We start from the raw sequence: 15,319 nt of genomic DNA on the forward strand, positions 1-15,319 counted from the left end.
GTCGGTGTTGAGATTGCCTGCCCTCACCCTAGCCCTCTCCCAGAGGGAGAGGGGACTGAATGGGGGATGGTCAAGAGTTACGCCGACCTGAAATGACTTTATCGAATCCATAAACCCCAAGCTTATAGATCCATAACCGCCAAGGTCATTCAGGTCGATGTAGGACCAAAGACACCTCGGTCTGCCCCCTCTCCCTCTGGTAGAGGGCTGGGGTGAGGGGAAGGCCGTTACTCGATGCCGACCTGATTACGCCCGTTGTTCTTCGCCAGATACAACCCGCGATCCGCTGCCGAGATCAGCAATCGGCAATCGCTGCCCGCCTGCGGCACCATGGTCGCCAGACCAATGCTGATCGTCAGGCTCGTCCCTTCACTGGGCGCAATGTGTGGAATCTTCAATGACGCCACGGTCTGGCGCAGTTTTTCCGCCACCAGCCGTGCGCCGCCCGGTGAAGTATTCGGCAACACCAGCGCAAATTCCTCGCCACCGTAACGCGCCGGCAAGTCCGACGGTCGCGCACTGGCATCGCGAATGGCCGTGGCGACCTTGCGCAAGGCTTCATCGCCTTCGACATGGCCGAACGTGTCGTTATAGGACTTGAAGTAATCGACGTCGATCATCAGCAACGACAACTGGCTCTGGTCACGCAACGAGCGGCGCCATTCCAGCTCCAGGTATTCGTCGAAGTGACGGCGGTTCGATAGCCCGGTCAGGCCATCGGAGTTCATCAGGCGTTGCAGCACCAGGTTAGTGTCGAGCAGCTGCTGCTGACTGACGCGCAGCGCTCGGTACGCCGCGTCCCGTTGCAGCAACGTCATGTAGGAGCGCGAGTGATAGCGGATGCGCGCCACCAGTTCGATGGTGTCCGGCAGCTTCACCAGATAATCGTTGGCCCCCGCGGAGAACGCCGCGCTCTTGATCAGCGGGTCTTCCTTGGTCGACAGGACAATGATCGGAATGTCCTTGGTCGCCGGGTGATTGCGGTACTCGCGCACCAGGCTCAGGCCGTCAAGACCAGGCATCACCAGGTCCTGGAGAATGACCGTCGGCTTGATCCGCACCGCTTGCGCAATGGCTTGATGCGGGTCGGAGCAGAAGTGGAAGTCGATGTTTTCTTCGTTCGACAGCCCACGGCGCACGGCTTCGCCGATCATCGCCTGATCGTCTACCAACAACACCATGGCGGCATTTTCGTCGGTTTTAATGTCGTCGATCTGTAAGTCATTCATGGGCTGTCACCTGAGTACCGCGGGGGCCAGGATTGCGGATAAAACTGTTCATTTCGGGAAAATCTCCAGCAATCGTGGCGCTATCTTTTCCAGTGGGCGAACTTCGACGGCGGCATCGATCGCCGCGGCAGCCTTGGGCATGCCATACACCGCACTGCTTTGCTGATCCTGGGCGATGGTCAAATAGCCCTGTTGGCGCATGAGCTTAAGCCCTTGCGCGCCATCTCGCCCCATCCCGGTCAATAAAACCCCGACCGCATCACCATTCCAATAACTGACGACGCTCTCGAAAAACACATCGATCGAAGGTCGGTAAATCTCGTTGACCGGCTCGGCGGTGTACGCCAGCGTACCGTTTTTCAATAAGCGAATATGGTGGTTGGTGCCGGCCAGCAGCACGACGCCGGCCTGCGGCGGTTCGCCTTCACGCGCCAGACGCACGTCCAGGCCACTGGCGCTGGCGAGCCATTCGGCCATGCCCGCAGCGAACACCTGATCAACGTGCTGCACCAGCACGATGGCCGCGGAAAAATTGCGCGGCAACCCCTTGAGCAAGACCTCCAGCGCCGCCGGCCCGCCAGCAGACGAGCCGATCGCAACCAGCCGCTGGGGCGAGCCCGAACTGCGCTGGGGCATTGGCGCCGGACGCGCGCGCGGGGTTTTCTCGCCGATCAGCCAGCCGATGTTGAGGATCTTGCGCAGCAACGGTGCCGCCGCTTCCTGCGCATTGCCTGCGCCAATGGCGGGCGTATCGACCACATCCAGCGCGCCATGCCCCATCGCTTCGAAGACCCGGTGTACGTTCTGCTGGCGATCGACCGTCACAATGACGATGGCACACGGTGTCTCGGCCATGATCCGCCGGGTGGCTTCGACGCCGTCCATCACCGGCATGATCAAGTCCATCAGGATCAGATCCGGCGTATTTTCCGCGCAGAGGCGCACCGCCTCGGCGCCGTTGTAGGCGACCCAGACCACCTGATGCGCCGGCTCGAAGGCCAGTGCCCGGCGCAAGGCCTCCACCGCCATTGGCATGTCGTTGACGATTGCGATTTTCATGCCCGTGCTCCTCCGATGAGCTCGACCACTGCATCAAGCAGGGCATCGTCATGAAAACTGGCTTTGGCTAAATAATAGTCGGCGCCGGCGTCCAGTCCACGGCGGCGATCCTCTTCGCGATCCTTGTACGAAACGACCATCACCGGCAGTGATTGCAAACGGTTGTCGCGGCGCAACAAGGTCACCAGTTCGATTCCGTCCATGCGTGGCATGTCGATGTCGGTAATCAGCAAATCGAAATCCTCCGAACGCAGCGCGTTCCAACCGTCCATGCCGTCCACCGCCACCGCCACGTCGTAGCCGCGATTGAGCAGCAGCTTGCGTTGCAGTTCGCGCACGGTCAGCGAGTCGTCGACCACCAGCACCCGCTTGCGCGCGGCTTCTGCGGTTTGATTGCCATGGCGGGCGATGCGCTCCAGGCGACCGGTATTGAGCAGTTTGTCGACCGAACGCAGCATGTCTTCGACATCGACGATCAGCACCACCGAACCGTCATCGAGCAAGGCGCCGGCGGAGATGTCCTGGATTTTGCCCAGACGCTCGTCCAGTGGCAGTACAACCAACGTGCGCTCGCCCACGAAGCGTTCGACCGCCACACCGTAAATGGCATCGCGCTCACGAATCACCACGACCTTCAGGGTTTCGCTGGTGTTCTGGCTGGCCGGGCGGTTCAGCAACTGACTGGCAGCGACCAACCCGACGTGCCGGCCTTCGTGCCAGAAATGCTGACGACCTTCGACCTGAACGATGTCATCGCGCTCCAGGTCGCACATGCGTTCAATGTGCGCCAGCGGAAACGCGTACGCTTCTTCACCGACCTCCACCACCAGACTGCGGACCACCGAAAGGGTCAGCGGCACTTCCAGATGAAAACGGCTGCCCTCGCCCGCCGTCTGCTCCAGCTCCACCGCGCCCCGCAACTGGCGCACCATGTGCTGAACGGCATCTAAGCCGACACCACGGCCGGACACTTCGGTTACCGTGTCGCGCAGGCTGAAACCGGGCAGGAACAGGAACGTCAGCAGCTCCTCTTCACTCAACTGCGCCGCTGTTTCGGCCGGGGACAATTGACGCGCGACAATGCTGCGGCGGACGTTCTCCAGATCGACGCCGTTGCCGTCATCGCTCAACTCCAGCACCAGCAACCCAGCCTGATGCGAGGCGCGCAGGCGGATCAGGCCTTCCTCGGGTTTGCCCTTGAGCAAGCGCTGTTCCGGGGTTTCGATGCCATGGTCGACCGCGTTGCGCAGCAGATGGGTAAGCGGTGCTTCGAGTTTTTCCAGCACATCGCGGTCGACCTGGGTTTTCTCGCCTTCTATTTCCAGTCGCACCTGCTTGCCGAGGCTGCGGCCCAGATCACGCACCATACGCGCCTGACCGCTGAGCACGTCAGCAAAGGGGCGCATGCGACAGGCCAGTGCCGTGTCGTAGAGCACTTGTGCGCGCTGGCTGGCTTGCCAGGCAAACTCATCGAGCTCGGCGTTCTTCTCGGCCAGCAGCTGTTGCGACTCGGAGAGCAAGCGCCGCGCATCCTCCAACGCTTCCAGCGCCTCAAGGCTGAGGGCATGCCCCTTGAGATGGACATTGAGATTTTCCAGCGCGCGCAGGCCATTGTTCTGCATGCGCTTGAGACGCTGCAGGGTGGCAAGATGCGGTTTGAGGCGCTGGGTTTCCACCAGTGATTTGCTCGACAGATCGAGCAGGCTGTTCAGGCGCTCGGCAGTGACACGCAATACGCGCTCGCCGCCCTCAGCGGTCCGCCTGTCTTTGCGGGGTACGGGTTCGGATGTTTCGACCAAGGCTTCCATGGAAGGCGCTGGTTCAACTGGCGAAGGCGCTTGAAGTTGCAACTCGGCCATGACGGGGGCGGTGACCGGAATCGGCGCGGCCGACGGGTCAAGCAGTTGCCCCATCAACGCCACATACGCCTCAATGTCTGCCGGTTGCGGCGCACTCGCTGGCGTCGCAATACGCATCAGCAAATCGGTGCCCTGCAATAACGCGTCGATGTGTTCCGGGCGCAGCAGTAACCGCCCCTCTTGGGCGCTGACCAGACAATCTTCCATCACATGGGCAACGCTGACGCCGCTGTCGACGCCGACGATCCGCGCCGCACCTTTGAGCGAGTGCGCCGCGCGCATGCATGACTCGAGGTGATCGGCCTGGGTCGGGTTGCGCTCCAGCGCCAACAGCCCTGCGCTGAGGACCTGGGTCTGGGCTTCGGCTTCAAGGCTGAACAGCTCAAGCAGCGAGGCGTCGCGCATTTGCTCGGGGGTCATGTGAGGCTCCGGGTCACGGCGGACAACAGCTGTTCTTCATTCAACCAACGCAGGCTGCGACCCCGCAATTGCAGCACGCCACGGGTGAATTTGGCACTGGCTTGAGTACCGGACTGCGAGGCGGCCTCAAGAATTCGCTCGTCAATGGCATGAATGCCGTCGACCTCATCCACCGGCACGACCACCGGCCCGCCATCGGCGGCGATGATCAGCATGCGCGGCATGATCCTCGCGCCGGCTGCCGGTGCCGCGTTGCCATCCAGATCCAGCAATTCGACCAGCGACAAGCAGGCTACCAGTGCGCCGCGCACATTCGCCACACCGAGCAAGGCCCGCGAACGCTGATGCGGCAGCGAGTGAATCGCCTGCATCGGCGCCACCTCGACGAGGCTGCGCGTGGCCAGTCCCAGCCACTCTTCACCAAGACGGAACATCAGCAGCGATCGGGTCTTCAGGTCGGTTTCGACCACCGCCGCCACCGGGTCGCGCTCGTCCTGCTGCAAGGCATAACGGTCGAGCAGGCGTGTGGCGGCAGCGGAATACACCGAGCAATTGCGGCAATGAATGTGTTCTTCCAGCAACGGGCACGACTTGTCACCGTGGATGCCGATGCGATTCCAGCAATCATCGATGTCCCGGGCGTCTTCGTGGGTGACGTTCAAGGTGTCGGCGATCATCGTTTTCGCTCACTGTCGGCGGTGCGTCCGCTGCGTGCGGCGCGCTCCTGCAATCGTCTGGCACCGACGCTGTCGCCCTGAGCCTGCAACAGTGCAGCCAGGTGCATCAACGCTTCGGGATGTTGCGGTTCGAGGTACAAGGCTTTGCGATAGAACCCCTGGGCTTCGAGCGTCAGGCCGGCGACATCGCTGAGCAGCCCAAGCCAATAGAACACCTGCGCCACGGGTTCATGGCTGCGCAGGTATTGATCGCAGGCGGCGCGGGCCTCGGCGCTTTTGCCTTCGTTGGCCAGCGCGGCGATGTTCGCCAACAAGGTGGCGGCATCCGGATTCGCGCTTTTGCTCGTCACTGGCAGCGGTGTCACCGCGGCAAACGGTCGATTGCGCACCGGCGGTGGCGGCGTGCTGCGTATCGGCTGGCTGACCGGTAACGAAACCGGCCTGGAAACCGGCACCGGTTCCGGCTGTGGATGACTGTGGCGACTGAACGCAAACGACTGCGCAATGCCAATCGAGCGCATGCCCAGACGCCCTAGCAAGCTGCCTTCGGCCGGACCGATAAACAGCACGCCGTCGATGTGGGTCAGGCGCTTGAGCACTTCGAAAACTTGCTGCTGGGTCGGCTGATCGAAATAGATCAGCAAGTTGCGACAGAACACGAAATCGAAGGCTGGCTCGGTGGCCAACAGCGTCGGATCGAGCACATTGCCGACCTGCAAGCGCACTTGCTCGCGTACGGTTTCGTTGACGCGATGACCATCCTGCTCAGCGCTGAAGTGACGGTCACGATAGTCCAGATCCTGCCCGCGAAACGAGTTCTTGCCGTACAGCGCCCGCCGCGCCTTTTCCACCGACAGCGGGCTGACGTCCATGCCGTCAACCTTGAACTGATGCGGTTTAAGCCCGGCATCGAGCAACGCCATGGCAATCGAATAAGGTTCTTCGCCGGTAGAGCACGGCAGGCTGAGAATGCGCAACGCGCGCATGTTGTTCAGCTCGGCGAGACGCTGGCGCGCGAGTTTGCCGAGTGTGGCGAAGGATTCCGGATAACGGAAAAACCAGGTTTCGGGAACGATCACCGCCTCGATCAGTGCCTGTTGCTCGTCCCGCGAACCTTGCAGCAGTTGCCAGTACTCGTCGGCGTGCGCCGCTTGCGAAAGCGTCGTGCGCTGGCGCACCGCGCGCTCAATGATCGCCGGGCCCACCGAGGTGACATCGAGGCCAATCCGCTCCTTGAGGAAGTCGAAAAAACGCTGATCGCTACTCATGACTGCGCCTCAAGTTGCGCCGGATCAGGCGGCGGCGAGGGAAACAGCAACGTGCGCACGGCGTCATCGAGCAAGTCATCGACCCTCACCCACTGCACCAGCCCCTGCGCATCTTCACGCACCGGGCCGAGGTACGGCGCTTCACGGTTGTCGAGGCCGTAGGGCTGAAAATCTTCTGGATCGCAACGCAAGGTGTCGGTGGCCTGTTCAAGAATCAGCCCAAGCCATTGCCCCGGTTGATCTTCATCCGCACGGTAGTGAACCAGCACCAGTCGTGTACTGGTCCGCGCCTCGGCGGGTTGGCCAAACGTCAGCGCGCTGAGATCGATCACCGGTACCACCGCGCCGCGATAGGCGAACACCCCGGCAACCCATTGCGGCGCGTGGGCAATCGGTTTCAATGGCAAGCGTGGCAACACTTCTGCCACTTCGGTGGCGCGCAACGCGTAGCGCTCGCTGCCGATGCGAAACAGCAGGAACAACGCCTGCTTCGCCATCTGCGCGGCGCTGCGTTTGGCGATGATTTCGCTCATCAGACTTTGAATCGCGAAACGCCGCTGCGCAGCCCGACGGCTACCTGGCTCAGTTCGTCGATAGCGAAACTGGCCTGACGCAGCGACTCGACGGTCTGGCTGCTGGCATCGCCCAACTGCACCAGCGCATGGTTGATTTGCTCGGCGCCGGTGGCCTGAGCCTGCATGCCTTCATTGACCATCAACACCCGCGGCGCCAGCGCCTGCACCTGATGGATGATCTGCGACAGCTGCTCGCCGACCTGCTGCACCTCGGACATGCCGCGGCGCACCTCTTCGGAAAACTTGTCCATGCCCATCACCCCGGCAGACACCGCCGACTGGATCTCACGGACCATTTGTTCGATGTCATAAGTCGCTACAGCAGTCTGATCCGCCAGACGTCGCACTTCGGTGGCGACCACGGCGAAACCACGACCGTATTCACCGGCCTTCTCCGCTTCAATGGCGGCGTTGAGCGACAGCAGGTTGGTCTGATCAGCGACCTTGACGATGGTCACCACCACCTGATTGATGTTGCCAGCCTTCTCATTGAGGATCGCCAGTTTGGCGTTGACCAGATCAGCAGCGCCCATGACCGAGTGCATGGTGTCTTCCATGCGGGCCAGACCCTGCTGACCGGAACCGGCGGCCACCGACGCCTGATCGGCAGCGGTCGACACTTCAGTCATGGTGCGCACCAGATCGCGCGAGGTCGCGGCAATTTCACGGGACGTTGCGCCGATTTCCGTGGTCGTGGCAGCGGTTTCGGTGGCGGTGGCTTGTTGTTGCTTGGAGGTGGCGGCAATCTCGGTCACCGACGTGGTCACCTGCACCGACGAACGTTGGGCCTGAGAAACCAACGCGGTCAGCTCCGTCATCATGTCGTTGAAGCCGGTCTCCACCGCACCGAATTCGTCTTTGCGGTCGAGATTCAAACGGCCGCTCAAATCGCCGGTCCGCATGATTTCGAGGATTTTCACGATGCGGTTCATCGGCGCCATGATCGCGCGCATCAACAGCAAACCGCAGGCACCGGCCGCCAGTACGGCGACCAGCAGCGAGATGAGCATGCTGACCTTGGCAGCCGCTACTGCCTCGTCGATATTGGCCATGGCTTGATCGGCGACGGTTTTGTTCTCGCCGATGATGTCGTTGAGCTTCATCCGTCCGCTGTACCACGCCGGGGTCAGCTTTTCGTTGAACAGCTTGAGCGCATCGGCTTCCAGATTGCGTCCGTGCAGATCGAGCACCTGATCCTGAATTTTCATATAGGCGTCGTGGTACTTCTCGAACGCAGCGAACTCGGTACGGTCCTGGTCAGTGGCCATGGTTTTGCGGTAGTTGGCCATCTGCTCCTGCAAGCGGATTTCGAACGCTTTGTAATCCGCCGCATCCTCGCTGGAAATCCCCTGCCCGCCCTTTAACCCGAGCAGCTCTTGCGTCTGCAAATAGCTGTCGACCCAGGCACCGCGAATCATCGAGCTGTAGTAAACGCCTGGGATTGCATCATCGCGCACACTGTTTTCACTGGCTTCGATCTTTAACAGTCGTGAATACGAGACAACGACCATCAGCAGCATGATGGCGATAATCACCGCAAAGCTCGCCAAAATGCGTTGGCGCAACGTCCAGTTCTTCACAGTGATTCCTCGTGCCTAGGTCGAAATGCGGGGAGTATAGCCGAGGGCGGTGTTTCATTAATAAGACGCTTTTTAACCCCCTGACCTGTCGGCGTTAAGCACAGCAGGCGCTGGCTTGAGACTTTCCAATAACCGGAAGATGGCTGACCAGGAACGGAACGGCAGAAAATGGCGCCGGATTGGTCATTTGTTCAAAACCAGCCATTTCCGGGCAGTGCCATCACTTGGCCATACTGCGCAAGAAGTTGCGCAGTTGATCGTAATATTCCATGGGGCAATTGCCCTACAGGCCATGCCTTTCGAGGCCTGTAGCCAAGTGCGCAAGAAGTTGCGCAGTACTGCGCAACTTCTTGCGCACTTTCCCCTTCGATTCTGTGTAAAAAACCCTCGCAACCGCAGCCCAGAGCACTTTGCCCCCCGCCCTCCGGGGACTTCGCAAAACCTGGCACGCTCCTTGATAACAGTCAGGCACCCACCGGGCGATTTCGCCTCCCGGGCACCTTAAATTTATCCGCAAGGAGAGCACCCCATGGCAACACCAGCGTACATGTCGGTTACCGGCGAAAAACAAGGCCTGATCACTGCAGGCGCATTCACCGCTGACTCCGTTGGCAACACCTACCAGGAAGGCCACGAAGACCAGGTCATGGTTCAGGCTTTCAGCCACGACGTGATCATCCCGCGTGACCCGCAATCCGGTCAGCCAACCGGTCAGCGCGTTCACAAGCCAGTTGTGATCACCAAGGTCTACGACAAGGCTTCGCCTCTGCTGCAAGCCGCTCTGACTTCCGGCGAGCGCATGAGCGAAATCGTTATCCAGTGGTTCCGTACTTCGGCTCAAGGTACTCAAGAGCACTACTACACCACCAAACTGGAAGACGCGATCATCGTCGCCATCAACAACAAAATGCACAACTGCCAGGATCCAGGCAACTCGCACTTCACCCACCTGGAAGAAGTGCAGTTCACCTACCGCAAAATCACCTGGACCCACGAAGTATCCGGTACTTCGGGTTCCGATGACTGGCGTGCTCCAGTCGTTTAATTACGGCTGATCGTTACAAGCATCGGCCAGCTCTGCTGGTCGATGTTGTTTACGCCCCTCCAGAATTTAGCGTACGTTGACCCGCTTTTGCGGGCGTCGACGAGCGCCGCTGCACAGCACGAGGAACAAGGGATGTTCGCGCCGGCCAATGAAACCCACTTTGCCCTGACCATCGAAGGTCTTTCCGCTGATTTCCAGGTGTTTACCCTGCAAGGTCGGGAAGCCATCAGCCAGCCTTTTGTGTTCGAGGTGGAGCTGGTCAGTGAGCAGCCGGCGCTGGACCTCGAAACCCTGCTGCACAAACCGGCCTTCCTGCAGCTGTCGCCCGACGGCAGCGGCATCCACGGCCAGATCTACCGCGCCGCGCAAGGTGACTCAGGCAAACGTCTGACCCGTTATTCGGTGACCCTGCGCCCGCAACTGTCGTACCTGGCGCACCGCGTCAACCAGCGCATCTTCCAGAACCTCACAGTGCCGAAAATCATCGGCCAAGTGCTGGAAGAGCACGGCATCCAAAGCAACGCCTACGAATTCAAGATCGGCTCGATCTACCCCGAGCGCATCTACTGCGTGCAATACGATGAATCGGACCTGCATTTCATTCAGCGCCTGTGCGAGGAAGAAGGTATCCACTACCACTTCCAGCACACGGCGACGGCGCACAAACTGGTGTTCGGCGATGACCAGACGGTGTTCCCGAAACTCAAGCCTGTGGCCTATCAGCAAGACTCCGGCATGGTCGCCAGCGACCCGGTGATCAAGCGCTTCGACCTGCGCCTGGAAACCCGCACCAGCCGCACCACCCGCCGCGATTACGACTTCGAAAAACCACGCCTGAAGCTGGAAAGCGAAAACCGTGGCGACGCCCTGCCCGACCTCGAAGACTACGATTACCCGGGCCGCTTCATCGACCGCGAGCGCGGCAAGCACCTGGCCAAACGCGCCCTCGAACGCCACCGCAGCGACTTCCAACTGGCCGAAGGCAAAAGCGATCAGCCGTTGCTGGTCAGCGGCCACTTCCTCGCGCTGACCGCGCACCCGAAAGCCAAGTGGAACGACCTCTGGCTGCTCACCGAAGTTCTCCACGAAGGCAAACAGCCGCAAGTGCTGGAAGAATCGGTGACCAGCGACACCACCGAACTGAAAGACGATTTCCATCAGGGCTACCGCAACCGTTTCCAGGCCACGCCGTGGGACGTACCGAACCGCCCGCCCCTGCGCCACCCGAAACCGCGCATCCTCGGCAGCCAGAGCGCAGTCGTCACTGGCCCCAAAGGTGAAGAAATCCACTGCGACCAATACGGCCGCGTCAAAGTGCAATTCCACTGGGACCGCGAAGGCCAGGCCGACGACAAAACCAGCTGCTGGCTGCGCGTCTCCAGCGCCTGGGCCGGCGCCCAATACGGCGGCATCGCCATCCCGCGCATCGGCATGGAAGTGCTGGTCACCTTCCTTGAAGGCGACCCCGATCAGCCACTGATCAGCGGCTGCCTGTACCACAAGGAAAACACCGTCCCGTACGCACTGCCGGCCAACAAAACCCGCAGCACCTTCAAAACCCTGAGCTCAATGGGTGGCGGCGGCTACAACGAACTGCGCATCGAAGACAAGAAAGGTCAGGAACAGATTTATCTCCACGCCCAGCGTGACTGGGACGAGAACGTCGAGCATGACCAGAAGATTCGGGTCGGCAACGAGCGTCACGACACCGTTGAAAAGAACAGCTACACGGAATTCAAAGCAGAAGAACACCACACGGTTTATGCCGATCGCAAAGTTGAGGCGAGGGCGAATGATCACCTCACCGTGGGCGTCAATCAGCACATCAAGATTGGGACTGGGCAGTTCATCGATGCCGGCCAGGAAATCCACCTCAGCAGCGGCATGAAAGTGGTGATGGAAGCCGGCGCCGAACTGACCCTGATCGGTGGCGGCAGCTTCATCAAGATTGATGCTGGCGGCGTGACCATGAGTGGGCCGGTGATCAATATGAACTCCGGCGGCAGCCCCGGCAGTGGCACCGGCGCCGCGCCACTGATGCCCGGCATCCTGAAGCAGGCCGACGCCGACAAGGCCGGGCAGGTCGTGAAACCTTCCCTTGCCTCGTTCAAGGTTCAGTCGAAAGCGGGTGTGTTACTGCCGACACCTTCGTGTCATCTCGATGCAACAGGTTGCTGCCCTATTCACCAATCGGGTGCATCTGCATGATTGTCTCCATTGCGTCGCCCTTCGAACAGCCTGCGACTACCGGTGTGATGTGTCTGATTCTGGATCGCAGTTTTGATCCGGATCTCCTGAACCATTTGTTTCATGGTGAAGAGCAATCCAGGCCTGACTGCATTCCACTGTTTACAAGCACGCCCTATGCCGATCTCCAGCCTGCCGGCCCCTATGTCGTCATGTACCCGGGAAAACAATCAGTCACAACCTATGCCAGCACGCTGCTGGAACAGTCCGACGCAGGTTGTGTCGCTTGGTTGAGCAATCCCGGATTGCTGGATCAGGCCCTTGAACACTGGCGCAGCCTGTTGACCGTGAGAACCGATGAAGATCCGCTGCAAATGATGCGTTTCTTTGATCCGCGCTGGATGGAGCCATTGCTGCTTTCACTCAGTGAAACCGAAAAGGCACAGTTCCTTGGGCCATTCAGCGGCCTCGCGTGGAGAAACGAGATCGGCTGGCGTTATTACGCAATAGCGCCGCAAAACCAGAAGAATGTGGTCCAGCCTCCCGCTTGGTTGTACTTGAGTCCGGAGCGTCAGGCGTTGATCGAGCAGAACCGGTTGAACGTCATAGCGACCCGCTTTGCCAACGATTACCACGAGGTTTTACCCTCAGAAGGCAGCGTCGAGTTCGTCTACCGCCAATTACTGGCCGGTCAAGACCAAGGCTATGAACAAATAGCCGAGCAGGAACGATGGCTGCGTTTAGCCATTCAGCATGGTGACAGTTTCTGGACTAACGCCCCTGCCGCCGAATGGCTGGCACGGGAAGACATCGCGCTGGGCGACAAGCTGACTCAACTGGAAAGTCTGTAAATCACAAGGACGACGAGCAATGAGCAACACCTACACCGTTAAGAGCGGCGACACTCTTGGCAGCATTGCCGCCGCCAATAAATGCTCTGTGGCTGATCTGCGGGCCCTGAATCCGATCATTACCGACCCCAACCACATCAAGACCGGTTGGGCGTTGAATTTGCCTGCCACTTCGGCCAAGGCAATGCCACCGCCTAAGCACGCGGACAACCAGAGCACGACAGCCGTTAAAGGCGCCGTCGAATGCAAAGATGAATTGGTCGAAGTCATCCATATCACCGGCGAAGAGCATTTCTACATACTGACGGAGAAAGAGTCGAACGCGCTCAAGAAGCAGTCCGACCTCGTCAAAAAACTGATGGACGAGTTGCATCAGAATCTGGCCAGCGCGACCGAAGCTGCCAAGTGCACCAAGACCAAAGCCCCTCAAGCCTCTTGCTCCTGCACGAGTTGCGTTAAAGATAAGTGGAACGCCAAGGCTGAAGAAGCCGGCCTGCTGCAGCGCTCCCCTCCAATTGTGGCAAAACCGAAAACCGTCATCGAGCGCAAGGAAGATCTGCAGGGCCAACTGGCAACCGTGCAACAGGCTCGTGACTGGTATAGCCGTTACACACCCCAGCCAGCCTTTGAAGGCAACTATCTGGAAACCAACTGGGAAGGCTTGCGAAACAAAAAAGTCGCCGAGCTGAACGCCGAGATTCAATCGCTGCGGACCCGGATAGCTGCGCAAGGCAAGGCCGAAGCTGGTGACAGCTCCACAAGCGCAAACGGTGCAGCACCGGATATCAAGCATGGAAAGGGAAAAGCCTCTGATACCCAGAAGGGAAAGCAGGTAAAAACCGGTATCACCACCGTCGAATACATTTCCTTCCGTGATCCGACCCGGCGTCATTACATCCCGATTCGCACTCGCGAGCAGTTCACCTGGAGCGTCAAAGTTCCTACCACAGTGATGCAAGGCAAGCCTTTCGATAAGAATCTCGCGAAAAATCTGATCAAGGACATCAGAACAGCTGTATCCGATGGCCGCAAAACCAGCCCTCTCGGCAGCCTGGAAGCCAAACTCACTTCTTGGACGAGCAAGGACGACAACCTGCTTAACGCATTGCACAAAGAGTGCTCCTGGACCTCCAACGAAGCGGACTCGGCGATATACGCAGTCTCCGCTGAGGCTCACGCCTTTCGCTTTGCTGCCTCGGCCAGTGCCGGAATCAACAGTTGGGAGCCAGGCAAGGGCAATATCGAGGTCGGCGTCAAAGGCAGCGCGGCGATCTCATTGGCCGAAGGTTCTGTAGCGCTTAAGGGTTACTTTCCTGATCAGGGCGGCTATGTGGTTCGCATGCCTTATCGCAATGCTGAGGGTAAGGAAGTCGTCAGCGATATCGGTATCTTCCGACTTGAAGGCAAGGTGGAGCTGTCGTGTTTCCTCGGAGCAACGGCTCAAGGTCAGGCCGGTGTCAAAGCCCAATACAAACCAAAAGAAGCTGAAGCCTCTGGCGCGACCGCTTTGCTCAGTACGCCAGACATTGCTGTCGACAAAAAACGCGGCGGCAGCCTGGGCGTGAAGGGTAACGCTTTCGCCGGCGTACAAGGCGGCGGCACCGTGACCGGAACGTTGAAATGGCTTGATTCGACCAAACAAGGGGTCGGAAAAATCACCGCAGGACAGGCCAACGACAGCGGCAGTACGGATTGGTCGAGCCTGGTGGAGGTCAAGGCGGAAGGTAATGCGGCACTGGGTATTGGGGCGGGCTTTGATTTTGGTATTGAGATCAGTGCGGACCGTTTGGCGATCAACTGCAAAGCAAGCCTGGTTTTTGGACCCGGAGCGGGGGGTGGTTTTGGCACTTCTGTGGATCTTGAGAAGATTGGTGATCTGATCTATGTGTTCTGCAATGCTCTATCTAAAGCGGACTTCCATTACCAATTGGCGGTAACGAAAGACGCTTTCAATTATATGGCACAAGGGCTTTTCAGGATCACGACGCAGCCCGGACAAATGGCGCAAGAAGCATTCTCGAAGGGAGCTGAAAATATGAGAGACTGGTGGACCGATAGAGAAGGAACTAAGCAGGAAGCACAAAAACTGGCGACGTACTTGCTAAAAAACCAGTCAGTTATAGTTAATAAAAAGAGAATCTCACTCAGCAACTTACCACCAGAAACAATCGGCCCCATGGTGTATCTGTTGACTGAAAGTTTTGTAGAAAGCTGGGCAGAAGAGCAAGAAAAAGCAATCGTACTGTTATTATCCCACTTGCGCAGCTGGCGGCATTTCATTGAGGTTTTAGAACACTGTTCAAAAAATGGCAGCAAGGTCAACTCTATGAACAGTCTAAACCGTTTAAATATGCTTCTTGACGGGACGGAGCAACAGCAATTCAATAGCTTTATTAAAACCTTAGCAGTAAACACTGATACATCCGCATTGGATTATGGAACACTTGCGTGGAGCCCCGGCCCTTCATGGCGCAAAGAAAGCACACTTCTCGCAGCAAAACGCAGTGACCACTTCGAAGGCCTTGTTTGAGCAAAGGCGCCAAAGGCGCCTTATAAATATTTAAATGAA

Annotated in this window: 11 protein-coding genes; 4 read left to right on the forward strand and 7 right to left on the reverse strand. The window is 59.0% G+C overall.

Annotated elements, in window-relative coordinates:
* Positions 1-227: 227 nt before the first annotated feature.
* Genes AB4P91_RS27135 through AB4P91_RS27165 form a run of 7 tightly spaced genes read right to left on the reverse strand, consistent with a single transcriptional unit; the run spans position 228 to position 8,667 of the window.
* The gene (locus AB4P91_RS27135; RefSeq protein ID WP_042560882.1) at positions 228-1,229 is read right to left on the reverse strand and encodes a PleD family two-component system response regulator; all 1,002 of its coding nucleotides are present in this window, start codon (positions 1,227-1,229) and stop codon (positions 228-230) included.
* A gap of 48 nt (positions 1,230-1,277) precedes the next feature.
* A complete protein-coding gene (locus AB4P91_RS27140; RefSeq protein WP_150594563.1) occupies positions 1,278-2,288 on the reverse strand; it encodes a chemotaxis response regulator protein-glutamate methylesterase in 1,011 nt (336 codons plus the stop codon).
* Positions 2,285-4,567, reverse strand: coding sequence for a hybrid sensor histidine kinase/response regulator (locus AB4P91_RS27145; RefSeq protein WP_395604054.1), 2,283 nt, complete (start codon positions 4,565-4,567; stop codon positions 2,285-2,287). Before AB4P91_RS27145 ends, AB4P91_RS27140 begins: the two co-directional genes overlap by 4 nt.
* Positions 4,564-5,244 carry a chemotaxis protein CheW gene (locus AB4P91_RS27150; RefSeq protein ID WP_150594565.1) on the reverse strand — a complete coding sequence of 227 codons (681 nt, stop codon included), beginning with the start codon at positions 5,242-5,244 and terminating at the stop codon, positions 4,564-4,566. Before AB4P91_RS27150 ends, AB4P91_RS27145 begins: the two co-directional genes overlap by 4 nt.
* Positions 5,241-6,512, reverse strand: a complete 1,272-nt coding sequence (locus tag AB4P91_RS27155; RefSeq protein ID WP_150594566.1) for a CheR family methyltransferase — start codon at positions 6,510-6,512, stop codon at positions 5,241-5,243. Before AB4P91_RS27155 ends, AB4P91_RS27150 begins: the two co-directional genes overlap by 4 nt.
* Positions 6,509-7,045 carry a chemotaxis protein CheW gene (locus AB4P91_RS27160; RefSeq protein ID WP_150594567.1) on the reverse strand — a complete coding sequence of 179 codons (537 nt, stop codon included), beginning with the start codon at positions 7,043-7,045 and terminating at the stop codon, positions 6,509-6,511. The genes AB4P91_RS27155 and AB4P91_RS27160 overlap by 4 nt, the downstream gene beginning before the upstream one ends.
* Complete coding sequence (locus tag AB4P91_RS27165) at positions 7,045-8,667, reverse strand: methyl-accepting chemotaxis protein (protein WP_150594568.1); 1,623 nt, start codon at positions 8,665-8,667, stop codon at positions 7,045-7,047. Before AB4P91_RS27165 ends, AB4P91_RS27160 begins: the two co-directional genes overlap by 1 nt.
* 529 nt (positions 8,668-9,196) lie before the next feature.
* Here AB4P91_RS27165 and AB4P91_RS27170 point away from each other — a divergent pair.
* From AB4P91_RS27170 to AB4P91_RS27185, 4 genes are all read left to right on the forward strand, one after another.
* Entirely contained in the window at positions 9,197-9,712 is a 516-nt protein-coding gene (locus AB4P91_RS27170) for an Hcp family type VI secretion system effector (protein ID WP_007919523.1), read from the forward strand.
* A 132-nt stretch (positions 9,713-9,844) separates the two neighbouring features.
* Positions 9,845-11,920, forward strand: coding sequence for a type VI secretion system tip protein TssI/VgrG (gene tssI, locus AB4P91_RS27175; RefSeq protein ID WP_395604055.1), 2,076 nt, complete (start codon positions 9,845-9,847; stop codon positions 11,918-11,920).
* A complete protein-coding gene (locus AB4P91_RS27180; protein ID WP_395604056.1) occupies positions 11,917-12,750 on the forward strand; it encodes a DUF4123 domain-containing protein in 834 nt (277 codons plus the stop codon). Before tssI ends, AB4P91_RS27180 begins: the two co-directional genes overlap by 4 nt.
* Before the next feature lie 19 nt (positions 12,751-12,769).
* Complete coding sequence (locus tag AB4P91_RS27185) at positions 12,770-15,280, forward strand: LysM peptidoglycan-binding domain-containing protein (RefSeq protein ID WP_395604057.1); 2,511 nt, start codon at positions 12,770-12,772, stop codon at positions 15,278-15,280.
* Positions 15,281-15,319: the final 39 nt, after the last annotated feature.

This window comes from Pseudomonas sp. B21128 (assembly GCF_044218865.1).
Taxonomy (GTDB): Bacteria; Pseudomonadota; Gammaproteobacteria; order Pseudomonadales; family Pseudomonadaceae; genus Aquipseudomonas; species Aquipseudomonas iridis.